Raw genomic sequence first — 21,359 nt, 5'->3', positions numbered from 1 at the left:
CGACTAATGGGAATGTCAGCTCTCGAATGCGAGAATTCTTGTGCCTCATAAGCGTGAAGGATGAAAAAACACGCCTGGTATCCACGTGAGCTACCTCACCCTACTCGCTCACGACTTACGCCGTTCACTCCTTGAGGGAGGGGCTTACTGTTTCAACAACGCGCTTTCCAGACACAACCGTGTCCGTAGGGAGCGCAGTCTCCACAGGCGTTTCTTCGGAGTGAACCGCTCCTACGTCTTCAAGACCGTGAGAAAGGATGTTCCAGGTCGCTTTCGCATGGCCATCTACTTAGACACCTAGTTCATGTGGTCAGCAACGAACGCATTTGCTGTCTCAAAAATGTCATCTGCTGCTGCCGGGTCGCGCGCTTCAGCCGCGATACGTACCAATGGTTGTGTTCCGCTAGCACGAATCAAGAACCAACCTTGATCCAACGAGACGCGGACACCGTCGATAGTGGTAGTATCAGTGTAGCGGTCGGTCACGGAATGAGAAAGAGCAGCCATCAAACCAACTTTATCATCAACTTCGATGTTTTTCCGACGAATCGGATACTCGCCGACATTGTCGGCGATTTCTGATAGCGACCCTTTTCGGGCAATAAGTTCCACAAGTCGGCAAGCTGCAAGCGATCCGTCCGGGCAGAGCGTTTGGTCTGGCCAAATCCACGCGCCCGATTGCTCGCCACCAAAGACAACCCCAGATTCAGTCGCACGTTCAGCAACGTATACATCGCCGACTTGGGTTCGAACCACGTCTGCACCCTGCTCGGCGAGAACGTCTTCAACAATGAGACTCGTGTCAACAGGCGTTGCAACGGTCTCGCCATTGCCCGCTCGCTGACGGGCAAACAGAGTCATGAGCACGTCACCAGAGATAAACTCGCCAGTTTCATCAACAGCCATCATACGGTCTGCATCACCATCGTGGGCGATACCGAGATCTGCGCCGGTTGCGACGACGTGATTGCAAAGGGATTGACAATTCTCCGCAGTCGGTTCGCTTGGGCGTGCCGGAAATCGGCCATCTGGCTGGGCGTTCAGCGTCTCCACATCACAACCGAGTTCATAGAGTGCATCAGCGGTTACCCCTCCAGCGCCATTTCCGACGTCCACAACGACAGAGAGGTCGGCTGGCTCGACAGCGTCGACGAGTGTTTTAACGTGTCGATCGTGTGCATCTGCCCAATGTGTTTTCTTACCGGTTTCGTCCCACTTGGCGAGATCGAAATCTTCCTCCTCGATTCTTCGAGTGATCTCCTCGCGCTGGTCGGCGTTGAATGCCTGCCCGGATGGATTCCAAAGCTTGATTCCATTGTCCGTCTCGGGATTGTGCGATGCAGTAATTGAAACACCTGCATCAGCGTTCTTCCATTGAACACTCCGGGCGACAGTGGGGGTTGCGGCGAGGCCAAGGTGTACCACGTCCGTTCCGCATTCCCGCAAGCCTGCTGAAAGGGCGTCTGCAAGAAATCGACCACTGTCACGAGGATCGCGGCCAACGACAACACGCTCGACGCCGGTTGAGGCAAGTGCGCGGCCGACTACCAGTGCGATTTCACCGGTGACGACGTCACCGACAGGCCCACGAATTCCACTAGTACCGAACATTGTTGGTATGTCATCAGGGGTAGACAAAAGGGTTCCTTTCGTGCGAAAATTCCGCATACCCAATTCAAGAGGGATTGTATATGGAATACATGCTAATACCAATGTGACATCTCATCGAAGAAATTTGCGTAACAATTTTAGACAGTTCGAAGGCAATCATCTTTCTGTAAGCAGGAAATCCTGTCCTTTAGGACGGGGAGGAATGCGTTCGGAAATCTGTGCAATCGTCGTTATTGATAGGTTGAAGTCGTATTGATGCGTAATTAAATACGCACGACTGTGTCGTGCACGACACAATTCCGTATTCGTGTGGTTTCCAGCTACTCGACTTCCATGGTGAGAGTCACCCCGAGAAACCGGGTGCCGATGACACGGTGGAAGACGGGAGCCCCGGTGACAGGGCCTTGGAACGCCACGATTCCGATGGGTAGGAATTACCCGCTTGAGGGTCGTGGAGTGTAGTTCCGAAACCTCAGCACAAGGAGTTCCTGCTGTGCAGGAAGCCCCATCGTTTACGGCGGGCGAGGATGTCACCTTAATTTCTTTACCTTCGACGCTTCATGAGGAAGGAGGCTTAGCGCCTGTATTATGCTGAAACTGGCTGTGGTCCATCTTCAGGGATTTCGACTGGTTCCATTGGTTCGTCGATGCGGAACACCATCGCGCCTTCATTTTCGTATACGAGTCTGTATCGGTCGGAATCAACCATCTGTCCACGAAGCCATGGTTTCTGATATTCATCGATACCCCGAACGGTATAGTGGTTCTTCGGGACATAGATGTAGGTCGGGTTAACATCGTTTGCGATCATCTTTTTCGTCAGGCATGCTTTTCCTGGACACCGTGACAGTCTCTTGTAGAGACCAAGATGATGGCGATAGTTCTCATGGCCCTCCCATTCAACACCCCATGGACCGACGAGAATTGCTCGGTCAGTCATAAGAGGGAACCACTCAGCAGCATCACCGAGAACAACAAAATTAGAGTCAGAAGCAGTGTTTTCCTGAATCCATTCCATTGCAGCCTTGTCATCGTCGTCCATGAATGCTGGCTGTGTAGTACTACTGAGATGGGAATTGAGACCACTGGCGGCAAATGAGACGCCGATGCTAGAGACGATGAGTACGACAACCATGACGATAGCTAGTGGAGCCGACCGCGAATAGCGCGTTGTTGCTGACCAGCGTTGAACACGGGGGACGATTACTTCGAAAAGGAAAACGGAGAGCATCATCGCTCCAGCGGGGAACTGGAAGCGATTTTTTCCAAGCATGAATGCGGCGGCTACCAGCCAGAGGGGCAGGAAAAACCGCCGTTTTGTAGCCAAATACACGGCACCTGCAAACGACCCAGCGAAGAAGACAGCGGGCAACTCTGGGGCAAGTGGATACAAGAATTGATCAAGGAGACGACCAACACCGCCGCCAAGCCCTGAGTGAGTTCCGGATGCCGCCGTGAAAATATCCGTACCATGTGTGGCGATGATCTGGAGCCACCATGGCGAGGCCAGAAGAATACCGCCGCCAGCAACAAGAGCTCCGTGGATCAGGCCACGCGGTGTTTTATTATAGCAGGCAAACATCACAAGGTACGTCGTTCCGAAAAAGACGGTATACACTGGATGTGTGAGAATCGTCATCCCAAACAACATAGTTGAAGGAATGAGCCATTTCACTTGACCGGTTTTAAATAGCTTTATACCAGTGTACGCACCGGTTATTGCGAAAAGGAACGCAGATGCGCGAACAATGCCACCCGCCGAAAGGTGCCACTGAAGAACGGGTGGTGTCACTGCAAGGACGACTGTCGCAAAGCCTGCCTGCGGCGTTGACTCAAGTACCTCACTTGCTAGATAGTAAAATGGAATGAGATACAAGACAGTCATGAATCCGGGTAGCAGCCGGCTCAACGTAATCGGATCAACACCCGTCGTATCCATGATCACAGCCGAAACGTAGTACATCAACGGGGGATAGGCGAAGGGGACACCATCGCGTGTGTAGAGCGGAATACGCTCTGGTAGCGCATATCCATGGGCACTGATTTCTTCAGCAATCTGGAGGTACAATCCGGCTCCATAAGCAGGATAAGGATGCGTCAATAGATAGATAAAATGAACAAATAGTCCAGTTCCTATCGCCATTGCAAGCCACGCTCGCTTGTCACTTGCTAATTCGACTAGTTTGGATGTAAGGTCCAACTGCTGATAATCGTTAATACTGTGCGCCATTATGAATCACTTCTTTTCAAGGTTCGATTTGTAGTCCAGCTATACATTATCATCCCTTTCGCTTGATGTGAATTGTCCACGGAATGGTCAGTGACCGAGACGACCAATGCCATTCAGCTGCTGCCCATGCCAGCAGCCCAAGAGCGAGTGCAAAGAGGGCAAACACTTCGGTTGGTCCCATCCAGGCGGGTAGAACGTACATGAGCGCGTTCATATAGCGTCCCGGGACAATATTCTTTATCTGTATCCAGCTACGTCCAACTATACTTTCTTTCTGGCCGCTTTGAACATCTGTATCAACTGTACTGGCTTCGTTTGGCGACTTCGAAGCAAGACCAAGTACACTCGCACTCTGTCCATTCGTACTCTCATCGCCTGTCTCAAGACGTTCGGCCTCGTATGGGAATGCAATATCAACCGACCAGACAACATCTCCTTGCTGGTTTACCTCCAAGACACGATTTCCGTTCGAGTCAGTAATGAGTGTGTGACCATTCGGCAGGCGATCGGCATCACGGGGCCATTGCATTTGCGAGTCTTGCCACGTCCAGGTCTGATTCCACTCATCATTTTCGCGTTGATATTCGACTACGCGGTTGTTTTCAGAGTCACCGATAAGAACTGCTGGGCCACCTCCTGATTTAGGAATGTAATCGGGATTATGCTGTTCGTAGATGACATTATGTTGATCGTCGCTTCCGAGCGTCCAATTGTCTTCTAACCCAGTCTTGCGGTCAAGGAAAACAACTTGATCGTGGTTCCGAAGGCTAACCATCAGTCGACCGTCATCGAGAACTTCTATATCGTTGAGATGCGTCCAGTCCTCGGGATATGGGCCACCGCTTTTCTTCGGGTCGAAATCATTTTGTGCCTCCCAGGACCATTCCAACAATCCTGTTGTCGTGTTGACGGCGAAAACGCGATCTTGAGCGATGTCAGCGATGGCGTAGGTTGATTTGTTGATTCGGTCACCATCGTGCCATCGTGTAGAATGTTTTCCAGGCGTGACACGGCTGTAAATATCAGTGACCTCGCCAGTAGAAAGATTAACGCGCTCGACTCCGTTGCGAGTGCAGACCTCAGTACCACACTCTGATTTGTTCAGGTGATCCGCGTAGAGATATTCGACGGTTGTATTTGTCCCCTCTACTGGATCGATGTCCCAGTATCGCGTGTGGGAATCATTATAGTAGAGAGCCGTCCCGTTCGGATTGAATGCAACTAATTCGGCGCGAGCACGGGGACCGTCTCCCGCGTTGCCCATCCACGTGTTTGAGTCAGTTGCGATAACGGTAATATTGTTTGTTTGCGGTGCGATTTGCTTGCCGTCGCCAGTCGAAATATTCGCTTGGCGGATCTGTTCATCAGTTTGTCCGACTGAAGAGCTTGTTGCTCCGTTCGCCAGCGCAAGAACTGAGAGGACGATGAGGGAAGCAAAGACGAGACGAATGAGCTTCCGGGGAAACATCCTTACCATAGAATATACGTGGTCACTTTTTATTATCGCGTCACTAAGCCGCTGAGAAACCGTATGAACGTTCGATGAACGATATCATAGTATTCCGCTAAGGCAATGAAATTATGAAACACTATTCGACGATTCATATAGTAGGGAGTACAGTACATTATAGTTAATTTTGCGGAAGCATCGATACCATGTGAACAGGTTACAAAAGTCATACACAGTAGTGAAGTGGAGTGGTATTAAGTCCTATATAATAAAACAAAGCGAAACACTCTCCAGAGATAAGAACCAAGTAGAGTATCATCCGCGCGAATCTCTCAAAACGGCGTTCATCTCTCGGCTATCAACTATCAGCGTGATTCATACCGCAACCATGCCATCAAAACAGGGTTTAACCGATTCTGATACCTTCCCAACGATCCCGAACATTGGACGGCGAGAGCTACTCGCTGCGTTCGGGATGACACTCGGAAGTGGCTGTATCGAAGAAGCTCAATCGCTTGTGAGTCGGGACAATGCTAAGCAAATAGCGTTTTCTATCAAAACCCTCCCGGCTGATGCAGATCCACGAGCAATTCGCATTGCTCGGTTTTTAGCAAAACGACTTAACGAAGTTGGGATTGCGGCGCAGGTCGTACCAATGGAACGCGTCGAGTTGCTTAGCGACATCCTCCTTGACCATACGTTTGATTGCTATGTCGCATGCTTTCCCGGTTTTGACGAGCCGGATGCACTTCGGACACTGTTACACTCTCGGTTCAGTACCGGGGCAGGGTGGCAAAACCCGTTTGGCTATGCAAATCTCAACACAGATAGCCAGTTGATTGCACAGCGAAAACAGAGTGGTCTCCAGCGAACTAAAACAATAAAGCAGATCCAACATTCAATAGCTCGTAACCAACCATTTTCTGTTGTTGCGTTTCCAGACGAAATTCGTGCTACGCGAACGGATACATTCAACGGATGGGCTAACATTCAACAACCACATTCCGCCCTTGGCTATCTCTCAGTTGAAACATCGACTGAGAAAAGTACACTTCGAATGACAACGCAAGATGCCCGCCCAACAGAAAACCTCAATCCACTTACAGCAGAGTACAAAAGCGATGAAGCGATAGTCGATCTATTGTATGATCCCCTCGGGCGCTGGATAGATGGTGAGGTTCAGACATGGCTTGCCCACTCATGGGAATGGCAGTCGACACCAGATTCACCAGAAAAAGGACCAATTGCAACCATTCAACTTCGAGACAATCTCTGGTGGCACGATGGAGAATCTCTCACAGCAACAGACGTCGCGTTTACTTACCAATTTCTCAAAGATACAGCGCTTGGGTCACTTGAGAACCCAGTTCCATCACCACGCTTTCGCGGTGCCGCCACGTTGGTCAAGTCCGCAACAGCGATAGATGACCAGACAGTTCGCATTCACTTTAATCCAGCAAGTCAAGCAGTCGCTAGACGTGCCTTTACGGTACCAGTCCTTCCAAAACACATTTGGGAACAGAAACAAAAAAGAGCAAACACCGTTTTTGAAAACGATACGCCTGCCACGCAGGCGCTTGTCTGGGAAAATTTACAAGCAATTGGTAGTGGTCCGCTGCAATTTTTGAACACAGAAGCCACGGAGCAGCTGACGCTTGAACGATTTGATCATCACTTTCTTAGACATATCTACCGCGATGAAGTGACGGTTAACACCAGTAGTGATCAGCCATCGCATTTAGAACACCTCAAACGATATGCCAGCGGGCCCCAATTTGAACGATTACGATTTATTGTGGTTCCATCAGGAGCGGCTGCGACACAACTTGTGTTGAACAATGAAGCCGATGCAACAGCGACTGGAGTGTCGTCGGCGGACGTACGCACAATTGGACGCGCCGATAATGTGCAGTTACACGTTGACCAATCACCGGCGATGTACCATGTAGGTTTCAACGCCCGAAAAACGCCGTTTAGTAACGTCCGATTCCGTCGAGCAGTGGCGCAGTTATTGGATAAAGAGTATCTCGTCGAGGAAGTGTTCGACGGTTATGCAAAACCAGCAGCAAGTCCCTTAGCCCGCCATGACACGCTCGCAGAAGACCTTCGCTGGGTTGACGTAGACCCCGAACTTCCATTCCCGGGAACAAACGGAACGCTCAATCAAGCGAAGGCCAAAGATCTGTTTAAGGATGCAGGCTTTCGGTACACGAACAACGGAAAGCTTCTTCGTCAATGATAAGAGGCCAATAGAAAAGGCAAAACATAGCATGGCCAAGCTCAAATGGAACAAGAATGAGAGAAGTAAACGTAAAAACGGGATTTAATGTCACGATACCCTAGAAAATGGAAAAGAAAAAGAAACGCGGTCAAAAGGAAACGGCTCTAAAAGCAATCCTTGAGAAACTAGACACCGAAGACCCAGGTATCAAAACGGTGAAATCGTGAGTTTAGCCGACATTGCCGGGAGAGTCTTCATTGGCGAAACAATACTACTTGGGATTGCTACGCTACTGTTCGTCGGTCGAAATGGGCTCAAACGCGCACACAACCAGTTTCGAGAACGCATAGCATCTGTATATCCATATCTCGCTCTGCTCATTGGTGTCCTCGGAGTGAACAAAGTAGCTCGTGAGTTCGGCCCAGAACTGTCGTGGCTTCTCGATTGGAACATTACAGGATTAATCCATGCCATCGAAGGTGATTTTGTCGGCAAGGTACAGATGATTGCAACGCCAGAACTGACGATGTATTTCTCGTTTATGTACATCTATGGATATGTATTTTTGCTCGTATTCCCCTTCATCGCTTATTTTGCGTTGCCGGACGATGGAGCGTTAAAAGAAACAGCTATTGCCTACGCGGTAAACTACGGCCTGGGGCTGATCTTCTATGTTCTTTTCATTTCATACGGGCCACGAAACCTGATTCCAGACGTCGTCAGTCCACTGCTATACTCGACATATCCTCAGTCACAGATTTTAACGGGCGAAGTGAACGCGAACACCAACGTTTTTCCATCGCTACATACGTCGCTGTCGGTCAGCACTGCAATACTCGCGTACCGAACCCGCGAAGAATATCCCGGTTGGGTCGTTGTTGCAATTCCAATAGCTGTAAGCATCGTTATTGCTACGATGTACCTCGGAATCCACTGGGCAACAGATGTAGTTGCAGGGATAGTCCTTGGAATTGGCAGCGTCCATATCGCGACAAGGTATGTTGCGGAAAATGAGTTACCAGAACAAGTTGAAACCGTATTTAAAGAATACTTGTCGTAAGCAACATCACTCACGATAAGTCGATCCACAGATTAGATTGTTGAGATCACATTTTCGGAGAAGACTATGTTATTTGGTAGCCAGTATCGGATAGACACACACACCACGTTTCCAGTGAAACAGGGAATACGCGTGGGGAAGGTTGCAGATGAAACGGGGGTTATAGAAGAAAATATAAGCAACGTGCATCAAAGATCTCGTTATGATTACCTCAATGAATCCCGATAGCTTTCATAGATCTTCAATAACCAAAATAGCCATAAAGTAGATTTTTACCACCTATTCCATTAGAAATTAAATAGTGAGCACACCTCGTTTCCAGTGAAAATACGACTGCTACCTGGTGCTTTGTAGATCCAAATCAAGCTCGCCCGCTTATTAAAACGACTCAATTGGATTAATGTATTGTAAATATAAGTGCACAATCTCACACACCAATAACGAATTGCAGAGTTAATGGATGTGAAGTATAAAACGGCTACATATTTCAGTGGAAACGAGGTGTCCCAAGAGGGAAGAATCATAGACTATGGGACCTATACCTTCGGATTTCACTGGAAATGAGGTCTCTGATATCAACGGGTAGGTTATAGCAATATTTTTCTTGCTTTAAAGAGCAGGATTTCTCAAAACTCTTCTGGTACCCCATTATATTTGATAATTGGAATATATGGATTATATACTGTTATTCACTATGGGTGTCACAAAGCCGTTTGTGGTACTAGCATGGGACATTGAGCCACCTATTCATTTCACGGAATATTGCAATTGTATAATATTTTGATCAAATAACTACTGAATTAACTACAAATTTTCTGCGTACATTCACTAAACCAGGCTGTAAGAATACGAATTTCAACGAATGATGAAAATAACCGGAGACGATGCTGTATCCCCACCACGAACGGTGATGTTGTAGCGTCATGCACCGTCGAAGATCAGACGTTCCATTGACATCCTCCCCACCGTGAACGGTGGGATTCCTTCGTGGGGTGTCGGGCCGTCCAACGCTACCCCGAAGGCAATTTCCTCTCCCCCGTGGAGAGTACCACCGGCCCATTAGTTCGTGTGCAACGTACACGAGTCTTCGTGACTACGTCACTAGTATATTGTTTATGACTAAGTTAATGGACTTTTACGGACCGGTACTATAAATAACATACGGTAGGGTTGACTTATGTGACTAGTTGGTAACAGAAAACCTCGGCAAAATTAACCGTGTTCTCACAACCTCGTTCACCTTTTTCCACTATTTCACTGGAAACGTGGTGTGTGTCTCGCCACGTTTCGTTGAGTTTCGTGTTCCTCCGTTCATATGAAAAGTGTTTATTCGGTATCTAGTATTTCCCGGAACAGTAAAGAGATTTCACTGGAAACGTGGTGTCTATGAGCGACGTCAATTCGAATGAACTCTTTTCTCGAGAAGATCCTATTTTCGAGAAAAAGGAACTCCTCGAAATTAACCATCTTCCCGACCACGGGCGCATTGTCGGACGCGATGACGAAATTTCCGCACTCGCGAACGCACTCAATCCTGCACTGTTCAACCAATCACCGAGTAACGTCCTGTTGTATGGAAAGACGGGAACTGGAAAATCACTCTGTGCAAAACACGTTTCTCGCCGACTCGTTGATGAAGCAGACGAAGAAGGGGTTGTCGTCGGTGTTGCCTATGTAGATTGTGCACAGGACAGTACCGAAACGCAGGCTGTCCAAACAATCGCGAGTGCAATCAATTGCTCGGGAACTAAAGTTTCTATTCCAGATAAGGGGATTTCGACGTCGACATACTACAAACGTCTCTGGCGAATTCTTGATGAGTTGTACGATGTAGTCATCATCATCCTTGACGAAATCGACAAACTCGAAAATGACGATATTCTAATGCAGCTTTCACGTGCGGGCGAGGCAGGAAAACTCGAGCGTTGTAAACTGGGCGTTATTGGCATTAGCAACAAAATCAAATATAAAGATCGAATGGACGAACGCGTCAAATCGAGTCTTTGCGAGCGCGAGTTTGTCTTTCCACCATATGACGCAAATCAGCTACGTGCTATTATGGAAGCCCGAAGTGATGCATTTAAACAAGGTGTTCTCGAACCAGGAACGATCCCACTTGCAGCTGCACAGGCTGCTCAAGAACATGGGGACGCACGCAAAGCAATCGACATTCTTCGGTATGCGGGAGAACTCGCCCAAACGGAAAGCGCTGATACAGTTCGAGAAGAGTACGTCAAAAAGGCGCGTGAACGAGCCGAAAATGACCGTTTTCGAGAGCTAATTCGTGGCGCAACGCCGCACTCGAAATACGCGCTCCAAGCACTTGCTATCCTTTCGCTCGAAAATCCAGGCGTAGATGCGTTTCGAACGAGCCGAGTTTATGAAGTCTATGAACAAGTCTGTCGACAAATGGATAGTGATCCACTCTCAACTCGACGTGTTCGTGACCTCCTTCGTGAACAAGCGTTTTTGGATGTTATTGAACAAGCTCGACAGAGTGGAGGAAGTGCAGAAGGTAGCTATACTGAACACCGACTTCTTGAAGACCCAGAAGTGGTTAAGAAGGTTCTCACTAGTTGAATTTACTAGTACTTTTTGTGCTGTCTGTGCTCGTCGAATTCAGCGATATCTCTTGCTATTTCGATATGTATATATTGGATATCTAATTACATTCTTCTATTCATGATGGTTTTACGGATTTTATCATTTTTCAAAATGAATAATAAAGTTCATTGGGCCCGTTCTTATAACTGAGACCCATAATGGCGCCGAAAGCAGCACGAACGACAGTAAAATTGACTACTGAGATAATCCTCATATGGAGAAGGTAAGATGGCTATCTTTGAATTAGCAATTCTGTTTGTCATTCTCGCGATTCTTGCCTATAGTATTGGTGTGTACGGCATCGATGAGCTGCCACCGGAAACTGCGCGTCTACTTGCTATTATATTCCTCATATTAGCTGCTATTTCCATGTTGTCTGGTTAAAAATCGACTATATTTATACATTTTCTCCAGCAATTCTATGTATCGATACTTGGTTTATCTTCTGTTCTCGGTTCATGATTGTGAATCGTTCCATCTTCAAGTCGAACAATAGTGTCAAATCGTGGTTGGAGTTGCATATCGTGGCTAATGACTACTAGTGAGGTATCTGTAGTATCCTGTAATCGGAACAGGAGATCCAGCACTTGTGTAGTTGTAGTCGGGTCAAGTTGTCCGGTCGGTTCATCAGCTAGTACAATATCCGGTCGATTCGCTAGCGCCCGAGCAATTGCAACACGTTGTTTTTCACCACCGCTGAGTGTTGCTGGGTACTGATCAGCGCGATCAGCAATTTCAAGTTCCGTAAACAAGGTTTGAAGCCATTCCTCGTCTCGCTCTCCGGCATGATCTTGTGGAAGTGCCGCATTCTCCCAGCCAGTTAGGTCATCAATGAGTTGGAAGTCTTGGAAAATGAATCCAATCGTTTCTCGACGAAGCCGTGCTCGCTTTCGCTCCGAAAATGACGCTGTATCTTCACCGACGATTCGTACAGTCCCACTTGTTGGAACGTCGAGAAGTCCAAGAATGTTAAAAAGCGTAGTCTTGCCAGCACCACTTGGTCCTTGAACGAGAAGTTGTGTATCTTCTGGGATTGAAAGCGAGGCATCAGAAATGATCTCTTTCCCATCTCGGACGACGCGGATTGATTCTGCTTCCAATACGTTCTCTGTCATTGCTGGGAATTCGTGCTGAATCATACTAAGTTTCCTCCCTAGTTGTCTCCGCATTTGGAGGAATCAATCATTGAACTGTACCTTCGCATCTTGGCTGCTGTTTGTTTCGTTGCCAGCGGTATCAATTGTCTGTGAACCAATCCCCTTTTGCACTGTTGCGGGCTGAGCAAGAAGATACGGGACTGCAGCGATGATTGCACTAAGACACATGAGAACGAGCGCACCTCCAACAGCAAGAAAGAGGGTTGAAAATGGTATTTGTGTTGAAAGGCGAAATCCAAAGATTGTGAACAATTCGAAATAAGAGAGTAAGCGGACAATTGTGAGTACCACGACCAGCGCAATACTAATGGCAGGAATTGAAATTCGAAAGACGTCGACAATAAGGGGTCGAAGGACTTGCCATCGTGTCGCCCCAGTTGCCCGATACACACCTAATGCGCGACGACGAGCATGCACTGCCTGTGCAAATGTTGCTGTTGTGCCGCCAATAGCTGTCATTCCTGCCAACACACTCATCGCGAGCAATAAGAGATTGAAATTGCCGAATACTCCCTGAATGGCTTGCTCAAGGCCTGATCCGCTAGTATATTCTGTATCTTGTGCGAGTGTGGAAAACAGTCGATCATCACCATGCACAGTATACGTATCCGCTGCCAGCTGTTGACTACCCGAGATAACTTGAACCGAATACTTTCCTGGCAATGTTTTCTCTGTCGAATCACCGAGTTCAGCTGATAGCTTTGCCATCCCGAATGGTTTGAGCGTGACTCTCCGTGTTATTGTTTTTGCTGGCGTTACGAATGCAATCTCTCGTGTCACCGTTCGATCCCATGGATTAAATATAGTCACTGACGCAGTTGGTTGGGTGAATACGCTTGCGGTTTTTGGAGAGACATCGACCGTTGCAATCGGTTGCCGAACTGCATCGGCAGTAACGCGAATTTGAGAGATATTCTTACGATTTCCTTTTTGAACAGTGAGATTGTACACTCCCTCTTGATTGGGCAAGCGAATCATTGCAATTCCATTTTTATTTGTCTGAGTGGTGTAGTTGCTCACCTGAACTGTAGCAGCAGATACGTTTTTGCCATCTGCTGTCCGAACTGGTATCGCCATCTTTGCGTTTGGTAGAGCAGTTGCGGGCAGCGGCTGGACAGTAAGTGGTGCATGACGATAGACTGTCACAGATTGCGAATAGGTACCAACGCGGAGGGTATGATTTCCAAGCTCATCTATCGTCATGTTAATTGTTACATCACGTTGCTCGCCTGGAGCAAGCCTCACAGAATGTGATCGGGATGTGTTTCCGACCGATGCTGTCACTTGACGTGTTTGTTTCGCCTGTCCAAAATTCCGAACTGATACTCGGACTGAAAGGGGTTGTCCAGCAACTATAGAGGACGGCGCGGAAACGCCATCAATAATGCTTTTAGGTGGCTTTGATTGTGCTGAATCCGTCAGCAAGGGGCTCGTCCCGTCTGTCCGAATGAAATGGACAATTCCTGGTTTTGTCGAAAGATCATGTGCCGTCGCCAGCGGAACGATAAGTTGGTCATCTTGTATTCCTGTAGCCGTGAACATCCCAACGACGGTCACCTGTGTGAATGCTGGTGACGTTGTCCCTCCGAGCGTGATTTGCTCGCCGAGATTGACATCTAATGTTTGAGCGAGATCACGGCCGATGACAGCTTCGTGCTTTGTATTTGGCGTTCGTCCACTAGTTAGCGTTGCATTCGATACTGTTGCAAACGAACTATAGTTTGCTCCACGAGCGAGATATGGTTGGCCATTGCGAACTTGTGCAATAATGATCTCTGGGCTTGCTGCCACACCCTGGCTTCGAAGAAGGTTTGCGTATCCAGCATCGATTCTGCTTTCCATTGGATACTCCGCACCCGGTTCAGTCACTGTTCCACTTGCCGTGGTTGCAAGCGGTGCGAGGGTTCCAGCAAGGGACCCTACAAGAACAATGATAAGGATGAAAATGGTGAGTACTGTGGTTGCAGGGAAGAAAGCTCGCCATTTGAGAATGGTTGGGTTTGCCAATTCCAAGATTTTTGAGTCTGAATCATCTGTTTCACTTTTCCCCGACATTACGCTAAATTTCTGGCGGAGCCGAGCAGGGGGCGTGAGCGTCGCTGGTCGGACGGCAAGAACACCAGCAGCGATCCCAACAAACAACAGAACGACAAAACAGGGCAAAATGATCTTAAGTACTTCTGTGCTGACCGTTGGATCGAGTGAAATGGGAAGTCCGGCAACGATCGCGATGTTGATGACTCCCCTCGTAAGAAGAACACCAAGCGCGTAGCCAAGCATAATCCCCGTTGCTGTGAGCAACCCTGCTCGGCACCCAAATATGAGATGTAAGTGCCGCGGATTTCCCCCGGTTGAACGGATCACTTCAATAGCCTGCAACCGATCGCGGACGCTCATTCGAGTGACATTATAAACTACGACAAGGATGAGTACACTTCCACCAATGGTAGCCAACCCGAGGAGACGAAGCACTTCTTCCATTCCACCAACGAAATATTTGGATATTGAAGGGCTGATCGTACCAGTTTTCGGAGCCAGATGAGAACTCTCGGTACCAGCTGATGATTTGTCGATAACGAACCCACCAGTCACACCTAATGAGCGAACCGTGGATGGCTTACTGATGTACCATGTTTGTGGGAAAATAGAGTCACTCGAATCATATGGTGATACCAAGAGTGTTCGAGTTGTTTGCTCTCCGACGAACTTTTGCTTTGTTTGCATAGATACTGGCCCCTTCAGCGTGGCGTTCGATGGTGGCGGAGGAATCTGTGCTGTCTGCCATGAAACCGAGAGATTTTCGAGGATGACTGGTGTATCGCTTGGGACTCCAATCACATACCGAGTTGACCCATTCTGAGTAACGGCTGCAACTGGAAGCAGAATCTCATCAGCCGAAGCCGATGTTGCTGCATCTGTATATGAATTATAGTGTGTTGCATCCATCGAATGGTCGTATCCTGACGAAAGAGCTGTTGTCTGGGTACTAGCAGCGACTAAGAGCAGTGTTGTTCCGACAAGAAATGCCGTTGCTACCGCAATAATGACAATTGTTAGGCGGTCACGGCGTGACCACTGTGTACAAAGTGCCCATCGATATCCCATTCAGTTGTTACTGAATCATCTGACTGCCGTTGTAGGCAAAGGTATGAGCCACCTGAATATCAAACCAATATATCAATCGATCCTAAAATCTATCTTTCGTGAAACCTTCTAATAATATGGTTGACTTGAATCTCAAAGTATTTGGTCAGTATCTGGATTATCTTCTGGCCCCACTATTATATGGTCATTAACTGCCCTTACTTTGCTGATTGAGAATTGGAACTGACCATTTTCATCTACTGATATATCTCCCGGCATTTTTGAGTCTTTAGTTGGCTCCACAATCAAATTTGAAAGCTTGCCGGTTTTCATATTCATCGTGACGGTTTTCAGTGTTCCAATTGCAACACCATTAGTACTTGATACATCCATTCCAATAATATTCTGGATGAAAACATTTGACATAGACGATTTTATAGAGGGCAACAAAATAAATCCACGGTATTTGCATTGCTATACAGAATTTAGCTCACTCTTTTCGATACTGGTCTTGGAGTGATGTGACAACTCGTTCCGTCCTATCTTGTTCCCACTCCGGATGCTTCTGTTGAAGGTATGAACTCATCGCTTCAGCATTCATTTCCTGTGATTGTCGGTATTCTGGATCGGCTCTGTTTGGTATGCGTGATTTTACTTTCTTTGCATGGAATCCCCAGACAATAAGTCCAAAGATTCCACTGCCACCAAGGAGAATCTGTGCCGCTGCAGAATCACGAATAAACAGTACCGCTGCCATGAGAGGTGGAAGCTGTGACGTATGTGACGTGTCTAAAAGAACGTTCTCATGCTCACTGACGAGGTTTTGAACAAAGGCCTTGTTTCCTGGTCGTTCAAGCATAGAATTGATGAATATACTGGGGTCACTCACCAAGACAACTTGTCCTTGTCCGACTGAGTGCGTTGTGACAACTGAATGGTTCGTGATTGTTTCATTATTATCGAGCTTTGAGTTCGGTGTTGTATCCAGATACGCGTATCCCGATGATTGTACTATTGCACTCCCATTCTGTGTTCGGATCGCTGTTCCGTGATTCAGCGTGAGCGCGGAGACATTTTCTGTGTATGAGTGATTTTTAACATTGTGAGCAACGGGTAGTGCCGGTGATTGATAGTTATATCGGTCATCACGAACGAGATGCCCATCGAACCGTGCGTTAACGCCTAATGCCTGCACAAGTGCATTTGAATGCGAACCAAAATCCTCCGCAATAACAAGTGTTCCACCATTTTGAACGAATTGTTGGAGATTTTGGCGTGCAGATGGATTATATGGTTTATCTGGTGATAGAACAAACGCGATTGTTCCTTTTGGCGGAACAGAGTCATATTCTTCGACACTTCGTGCAACAGTTACTGTTGAGCCTGTGGCTTCTGCTTCAGCACTGAGCTTTGAACTTCCATCCCAAGCGGAATTATAAATACCAAACGATGCAGCTGATGTACTTGCAGCTGTGATTAAGGCAACCAGCGCAATACCAGTGAATACAGCAAGTATTACCTGTGGTTTGTCCCAATCTCGTGGTGATTTCACTTAGACCACCCCCGATGGAAGAATTGCCAATATTCGCTGAATGACAATATAGACAAACACCAACAAGCCAAGACCAATTAGCCACTTAAGCCGATGTCGCCACTGCGGTGTAACATAGATTGGTGCAGTCAGCTCTATCATGATGAGCAGACCGATCAGTGAAATAACGAAGAATAGCTCAAGGGTGAGCGCTTTCAAAAGTGAAAGAATAACGATTGCACCCAACATCCACAAAAGCTGATAATGAATAAATTGGCGGCTCTGCTGTGTCGGCATTTAATTGAACTAACGGAAGTAGGCTTACTAAAGTACCGATTTTTCAAACGAAGTGCGAAGAAGCTAACAAAGCGGATTGCGTGGACGTATCTATGTGGCCCTGGGGACATCTTGCAACAGGTTACTTGCTCTATTCCGGTTATTGTTCAATCCAATCACAGAATCGACCTACAGCAGTATCCGTTTTTGTTCTTGCTCTTGGTACGCAATTTCCGGATATAATTGACAAGCCACTTGCTTGGTCGTTCGGAATTCTCCCTACAGGTCGATCACTTACTCATTCTCTCTTTTTTGCTGCTCTTCTACTCGGATGCCTCTATTATTATTCTCGGAAAACAAATCATCGCGCTATCTGGCTGGCCTTTACAATTGGATATTTATCACATCTGGTCGCAGACGCAGCCCTCCCAATATTTCAAGGCGAGACTGCCTATGCGAATTTTCTTTTGTGGCCAGTTCTTTCTACACCGTCGTATGAAACAGCCCCAAGTTTCACTGCCCACTTCACGAATATGGAGTTCACCGGGTTTTTCGCGCTTCAACTCCTCTTAGTCGTAGTTGCGATTGTCTTTTGGATCCACGATGGATTGCCTGGGCTCCAGCTTTGGCGCAAAATCTCGCCTAATCACCGAAGCCAAAATTAGCTAGTTTTCAAGACAGACGTTTCTCTTCAAGGAAGTCAGCAAAACAACCGAGTAGCGGGCCGGCTACCGTTCTGAATACCATTTCCGGCTTTGATCACCATCTTCGACTTCTTCCAATTGTTTTTCCATCTCGTCTAATTGCTCTTCTAATGAGTCAATCTCTTCACCAAGGGTTTGGACTGTCGCGTACATCAACCCAACGAGTTCTCGACCCTCCTGTGTGGTACCCTGGACTGCTAGCTTATCATTTAACTTTTGTAAGAGTTCTTCTCGAGATTCAGACATTGTGGTGTTGTTAGAGACTGCATTACTAATTCTTTATTGTTCTTTTTTATTAATCGTAATTGTGCCAGTTCTCATCGATTCAGCTGTATGTGTACCTATAGGAATATAATAAATTGATTTAATTTGACACAATTCCAAAGCAAGAATCGAATGTGAAACTTATATTTTGAGTGATTGCAGGAGAGAAAGCTTCGCCCTTCAGGGTGGGGAGAATGTCACTTTGAAGTCTTCTTGAATATTTCATTGAATAACGATGGTGACAGTATAGTGTTGCAACTTGCATCGCATTAGGCAACTCGCATCCCTCGCTATAGCGCACTTGACCTACTGGTTCAATATCATTATTCTGCTTCCAATTGATTTAAGATATTTGGTTCGAAAATGATACCAATGACTTCGCCCGCAGCGATCCATGATCAAATCATCAATGAAGTCGATACCGTCCTTCTTGGCAATGAAGATATTATTGAGGGCCTCTCCATTTCGCTTCTCACACAAGGTCATGTTTTATTGGAAGGCGTTCCTGGCGTTGCAAAGACAACAATTGCAAATCTGTTCGCCCGTGCAGCGGGTATTGAGTCAACTCGGATACAAATGACGCCTGATTTGCTTCCCGCTGACATTACTGGAACACATATTTATCGAGAACCGACCGGTGAATTCGAACTACAAAAAGGACCGGTTTTCTCGAATCTCGTTATTGCTGATGAAATCAATCGGGCAACACCAAAAACACAAAGCGCGCTCTTAGAAGCGATGGAAGAGCGCAATGTCACAATTGAAGGAGATACGTTACCGTTACCGACTCCGTTCATGGTGGTCGCAACACAAAATCCGATCGAAATGGAAGGAACGTACCAACTTCCAGAAGCACAACGAGATCGCTTTCAGCTCAAACTCACTGTTGAATTACCCGATGAAGAGACGGAACTCGCATTGATTGATCGATTTAATTCCCAGCCGAATCTCAATCCATCACAGATCTCACAAGCGATCACGCTGGAAGACCTGACGGCTGCACGATCAGTAGTTGACCAGGTTCACATTGCTGAAGAAGCAAGACACTATCTCCGAGATTTGATCGCCGCAACGAGAACGCACGGTGACATTGAACATGGAGGATCACCACGGGCTACAATCGCGTTGCTAAAGACGTCAAAAGCCCGTGCAGCGATTCATGGGCGCGATTATGTCATCCCAGATGATATTAAACAGCTAGTGATGCCCGTTTTGCGCCATCGTATTGTCCTCAGTTCTGAATCAGAGTTGGCCGATCAAACACCTGATTCCATTATCGAAGAGATCCTGAACTCGGTTACACCTCCTGGAAGTGATTCCGACACCGAGCTCGAAGCAGAGGATAGAACTGATACTGAAATACAAAGTCAAATGCCGCAGTAATCGAACGCTCTCGTTTTCTATATTTTCCTGTGGGTTCATCAGTTCATAAAAGAGCGTACAGCGGTTTGCTGATGAAATTTTGATAGCAAAACTAGCAAAACCAGCATTCTCAGTTTTGCTAGTTTTGCTAGTTTTGCTAGTTTTGCTAGTTTTCCCAGCTTTCCCAGCTTTCCCGACTGACGTGCTTCGTTCCTTTCAACCATAGCTTAAATAGAATACAAGCTTGTCGTTTAGCTGAATTGCAGGCGGTAAGCCCCCTTTTCCTATGGAGTGAACGGAGCGAACGGAGTAGGGAGGCGCCGACAATACCTTTCCACACGTTTGTGGACTGTCCCAATATCAGAATACTTATAATATAATGGTGGACCTACAATTGGGCTCAAACGAACCATCCCGTATCGAGGAACTGTATTTTTTAGTTCCCTTGTTACGTCTCTTCATTTCCTTCATCCCACGAACAAGTGATTAGATAATCACTCCGTTCATCTTCAACTTGGACCGTTTCGACTGTTACTGGTTCCTGCAACTGATCAGCAAGGCCCGAGCCAAGAAATGACGAAACTGGATGATCCAATCGCGTGATTGAACCGTAGGTACTACCTGCGATACTGACTGTAATTTGCTGTCCGGCTTCTATGTTTTCAACACTGGCGTCATCTACTAATTCGAATCCGTGAGTCAATGTTTCAGCAAGCTGGCCAGCTAAGTCATCAAGCTCCGATGGGAGATCGCCCGTCATCTTCTCGAATTCAGTGAGCAATGCAGCACCAGATGGATATAGCGACAGCCCATGTTCTAACTCATTTTCTGTGACGACAAGCACAGAGGTGAGCGCGTCCGTATTTGGAAGTTGGTACCGTGCGTGTTGTGGGCGAAACAAGCGAATATCGGCAAACGATTGCGGTGATGCTCCATTATTGGGGACATAGATGGTTGTATCTTGAAGTCCAAGTTCGGCACTGAGGGCTTCATACGTTGTTGCAAAAGCAGAATACGTTCGCTCACCAATTGATGCTGGTACGACCTGCTCGGGTGTTAAATAATATGTGAGAATCGCACCGAAGCCGCCACAGCCAGCCAGCGCTAAAAGAACGGTTTGGGACTCCGGAAATAGGAATGCGCCAAGGCCACAAATAAGACCAATTGCGGCGAGTCCAAGGGCAGTATTACGATACTCGACTTGTTTGGATCGTCGATAGGCTGTTCGAAGCCGAGCATTTTCCTCCGCTAAAATATCGAGTTGAGCCTGCAGGTCTTCAAGTTCTGACTTTGCCACAGTTTGGTCTGAACGGTTTTTTTGATCGTCGTGTAGCGTCTGTTCTTGTTTACTCATGTGCACCCTCAACTGCGCCAACAGCTACCCGTTCGTATCGATGCATACTATATGCAATTATCCCAAGAACACAGAGTAAAACAATACCGATATCTCTTTCATCAATCTCCCATGTTATGCCGAGTAGTATTCCACCAACTAATAGGGTCATGCCGATGATTGCAGCTATCAATCGTTTTGACGGATGATCTAGCACCGCGCTTGGGACAAGAAGTGCATAGAACAGACCGAGTTCAGCGAGCACAAGTTGAGAGAGAAGACCATCAAGCGAAAACAATGCACTGATTGCGATCTGTCCATATCCAACAGCATATAGCGTTGGACCAGCGAACCAAAAGACCACAAGCAATCCACCAGCAATCACCCCGGGGAATCCGTGAGCGAGAGTGAGCATACAGACTGTTGTTCCAATTCCAAGCGCACTAATCCATGTTGTATTCCAGTTCATTGT

The 21,359-nt window shown here is 47.2% G+C and carries 17 protein-coding genes and 1 pseudogene; 6 read left to right on the top strand and 12 right to left on the bottom strand.

The window, feature by feature from the left end; all coding sequences use genetic code 11:
* Positions 1 to 124: 124 nt before the first annotated feature.
* The 4 genes and pseudogenes from LIX15_RS24535 to LIX15_RS24520 all read right to left on the bottom strand — a co-directional run.
* Positions 125 to 286, bottom strand: a pseudogene (locus LIX15_RS24535) (RNA-guided endonuclease TnpB family protein); the annotation flags it as partial.
* 11 nt (positions 287 to 297) lie between these two features.
* Positions 298 to 1,611 (bottom strand): phosphoglucosamine mutase, encoded by a 1,314-nt coding sequence (gene glmM, locus LIX15_RS24530; RefSeq protein ID WP_227777815.1) that lies wholly within the window; start codon positions 1,609 to 1,611, stop codon positions 298 to 300.
* Positions 1,612 to 2,197: 586 nt separating this feature from the next.
* Positions 2,198 to 3,841 (bottom strand): ArnT family glycosyltransferase, encoded by a 1,644-nt coding sequence (locus LIX15_RS24525; protein WP_227777814.1) that lies wholly within the window; start codon positions 3,839 to 3,841, stop codon positions 2,198 to 2,200.
* A gap of 49 nt (positions 3,842 to 3,890) precedes the next feature.
* Positions 3,891 to 5,318: an arylsulfotransferase family protein gene (locus LIX15_RS24520; RefSeq protein ID WP_345411006.1), complete on the bottom strand. Its 1,428-nt coding sequence runs from the start codon at positions 5,316 to 5,318 to the stop codon at positions 3,891 to 3,893.
* Positions 5,319 to 5,679: 361 nt separating this feature from the next.
* Between LIX15_RS24520 and LIX15_RS24515 the strand changes: the two genes are divergently transcribed.
* The 4 genes from LIX15_RS24515 to LIX15_RS24500 all read left to right on the top strand — a co-directional run bounded on the left by LIX15_RS24515 (position 5,680) and on the right by LIX15_RS24500 (position 11,560).
* Entirely contained in the window at positions 5,680 to 7,530 is a 1,851-nt protein-coding gene (locus LIX15_RS24515) for an ABC transporter substrate-binding protein (RefSeq protein ID WP_227777813.1), read from the top strand.
* A gap of 205 nt (positions 7,531 to 7,735) precedes the next feature.
* Positions 7,736 to 8,572 (top strand): phosphatase PAP2 family protein, encoded by an 837-nt coding sequence (locus LIX15_RS24510; protein WP_227777812.1) that lies wholly within the window; start codon positions 7,736 to 7,738, stop codon positions 8,570 to 8,572.
* 1,386 nt (positions 8,573 to 9,958) lie between these two features.
* Positions 9,959 to 11,152 (top strand): orc1/cdc6 family replication initiation protein, encoded by a 1,194-nt coding sequence (locus LIX15_RS24505; RefSeq protein ID WP_227777811.1) that lies wholly within the window; start codon positions 9,959 to 9,961, stop codon positions 11,150 to 11,152.
* A 252-nt stretch (positions 11,153 to 11,404) separates the two neighbouring features.
* Positions 11,405 to 11,560 (top strand): DUF1328 family protein, encoded by a 156-nt coding sequence (locus LIX15_RS24500; RefSeq protein WP_227777810.1) that lies wholly within the window; start codon positions 11,405 to 11,407, stop codon positions 11,558 to 11,560.
* A 35-nt stretch (positions 11,561 to 11,595) separates the two neighbouring features.
* Here LIX15_RS24500 and LIX15_RS24495 read toward each other — a convergent pair whose 3' ends face one another.
* The 5 genes from LIX15_RS24495 to LIX15_RS24475 form a co-directional block, all read right to left on the bottom strand.
* Positions 11,596 to 12,291: an ABC transporter ATP-binding protein gene (locus tag LIX15_RS24495; protein ID WP_227777827.1), complete on the bottom strand. Its 696-nt coding sequence runs from the start codon at positions 12,289 to 12,291 to the stop codon at positions 11,596 to 11,598.
* A 63-nt stretch (positions 12,292 to 12,354) separates the two neighbouring features.
* A complete protein-coding gene (locus LIX15_RS24490; protein WP_227777809.1) occupies positions 12,355 to 15,279 on the bottom strand; it encodes an FtsX-like permease family protein in 2,925 nt (974 codons plus the stop codon).
* A 291-nt stretch (positions 15,280 to 15,570) separates the two neighbouring features.
* Positions 15,571 to 15,843, bottom strand: coding sequence for a PRC-barrel domain-containing protein (locus LIX15_RS24485; RefSeq protein ID WP_227777808.1), 273 nt, complete (start codon positions 15,841 to 15,843; stop codon positions 15,571 to 15,573).
* Between the two features lie 64 nt (positions 15,844 to 15,907).
* Positions 15,908 to 16,969, bottom strand: a complete 1,062-nt coding sequence (locus LIX15_RS24480) for a DUF4350 domain-containing protein (RefSeq protein ID WP_227777807.1) — start codon at positions 16,967 to 16,969, stop codon at positions 15,908 to 15,910.
* Positions 16,970 to 17,245 carry a DUF8044 family membrane protein gene (locus tag LIX15_RS24475; protein ID WP_227777806.1) on the bottom strand — a complete coding sequence of 92 codons (276 nt, stop codon included), beginning with the start codon at positions 17,243 to 17,245 and terminating at the stop codon, positions 16,970 to 16,972.
* A gap of 92 nt (positions 17,246 to 17,337) precedes the next feature.
* On the opposite strand from LIX15_RS24475, the gene LIX15_RS24470 reads away from it, so the two are divergent.
* Positions 17,338 to 17,889, top strand: a complete 552-nt coding sequence (locus LIX15_RS24470; protein WP_227777805.1) for a metal-dependent hydrolase — start codon at positions 17,338 to 17,340, stop codon at positions 17,887 to 17,889.
* A 63-nt stretch (positions 17,890 to 17,952) separates the two neighbouring features.
* Here the strand turns inward: LIX15_RS24470 and LIX15_RS24465 are convergent, their stop codons facing one another.
* A complete protein-coding gene (locus LIX15_RS24465; RefSeq protein ID WP_227777804.1) occupies positions 17,953 to 18,081 on the bottom strand; it encodes a DUF5320 domain-containing protein in 129 nt (42 codons plus the stop codon).
* Positions 18,082 to 18,564: 483 nt separating this feature from the next.
* On the opposite strand from LIX15_RS24465, the gene LIX15_RS24460 reads away from it, so the two are divergent.
* Positions 18,565 to 19,575, top strand: a complete 1,011-nt coding sequence (locus LIX15_RS24460) for an AAA family ATPase (protein WP_227777803.1) — start codon at positions 18,565 to 18,567, stop codon at positions 19,573 to 19,575.
* Positions 19,576 to 20,002: 427 nt separating this feature from the next.
* Here LIX15_RS24460 and LIX15_RS24455 read toward each other — a convergent pair whose 3' ends face one another.
* Positions 20,003 to 20,908 carry a DUF7982 domain-containing protein gene (locus LIX15_RS24455; RefSeq protein WP_227777802.1) on the bottom strand — a complete coding sequence of 302 codons (906 nt, stop codon included), beginning with the start codon at positions 20,906 to 20,908 and terminating at the stop codon, positions 20,003 to 20,005.
* On the bottom strand, positions 20,901 to 21,356 hold the full coding sequence (locus LIX15_RS24450; protein WP_227777801.1) for a DUF8163 family membrane protein: 456 nt from the start codon (positions 21,354 to 21,356) through the stop codon (positions 20,901 to 20,903). The genes LIX15_RS24455 and LIX15_RS24450 overlap by 8 nt, the downstream gene beginning before the upstream one ends.
* Positions 21,357 to 21,359: the final 3 nt, after the last annotated feature.

This window comes from Haladaptatus pallidirubidus, from assembly GCF_020700235.1.
Classification (GTDB): domain Archaea; phylum Halobacteriota; class Halobacteria; order Halobacteriales; family Haladaptataceae; genus Haladaptatus; species Haladaptatus pallidirubidus.
Note: the sequence above shows the minus strand (reverse complement) of the source record. Positions and strands in the feature narration are given on the sequence as shown.

What these genes read in the sequence shown, in the direction of transcription:
- glmM (WP_227777815.1), bottom strand. Translation starts at nt 1,611, where the DNA reads ATGTTCGGTACTAGTGGAATTCGTGGGCCTGTCGGTGACGTCGTCACC.
- LIX15_RS24525 (WP_227777814.1), bottom strand. Translation starts at nt 3,841, where the DNA reads ATGGCGCACAGTATTAACGATTATCAGCAGTTGGACCTTACATCCAAA.
- LIX15_RS24520 (WP_345411006.1), bottom strand. Translation starts at nt 5,318, where the DNA reads ATGGTAAGGATGTTTCCCCGGAAGCTCATTCGTCTCGTCTTTGCTTCC.
- LIX15_RS24515 (WP_227777813.1), top strand. Translation starts at nt 5,680, where the DNA reads ATGCCATCAAAACAGGGTTTAACCGATTCTGATACCTTCCCAACGATC.
- LIX15_RS24505 (WP_227777811.1), top strand. Translation starts at nt 9,959, where the DNA reads ATGAGCGACGTCAATTCGAATGAACTCTTTTCTCGAGAAGATCCTATT.
- LIX15_RS24500 (WP_227777810.1), top strand. Translation starts at nt 11,405, where the DNA reads ATGGCTATCTTTGAATTAGCAATTCTGTTTGTCATTCTCGCGATTCTT.
- LIX15_RS24495 (WP_227777827.1), bottom strand. Translation starts at nt 12,291, where the DNA reads ATGACAGAGAACGTATTGGAAGCAGAATCAATCCGCGTCGTCCGAGAT.
- LIX15_RS24490 (WP_227777809.1), bottom strand. Translation starts at nt 15,279, where the DNA reads ATGGATGCAACACACTATAATTCATATACAGATGCAGCAACATCGGCT.
- LIX15_RS24485 (WP_227777808.1), bottom strand. Translation starts at nt 15,843, where the DNA reads ATGTCAAATGTTTTCATCCAGAATATTATTGGAATGGATGTATCAAGT.
- LIX15_RS24475 (WP_227777806.1), bottom strand. Translation starts at nt 17,245, where the DNA reads ATGCCGACACAGCAGAGCCGCCAATTTATTCATTATCAGCTTTTGTGG.
- LIX15_RS24470 (WP_227777805.1), top strand. Translation starts at nt 17,338, where the DNA reads ATGTGGCCCTGGGGACATCTTGCAACAGGTTACTTGCTCTATTCCGGT.
- LIX15_RS24465 (WP_227777804.1), bottom strand. Translation starts at nt 18,081, where the DNA reads ATGTACGCGACAGTCCAAACCCTTGGTGAAGAGATTGACTCATTAGAA.
- LIX15_RS24460 (WP_227777803.1), top strand. Translation starts at nt 18,565, where the DNA reads ATGACTTCGCCCGCAGCGATCCATGATCAAATCATCAATGAAGTCGAT.
- LIX15_RS24455 (WP_227777802.1), bottom strand. Translation starts at nt 20,908, where the DNA reads ATGAGTAAACAAGAACAGACGCTACACGACGATCAAAAAAACCGTTCA.
- LIX15_RS24450 (WP_227777801.1), bottom strand. Translation starts at nt 21,356, where the DNA reads ATGAACTGGAATACAACATGGATTAGTGCGCTTGGAATTGGAACAACA.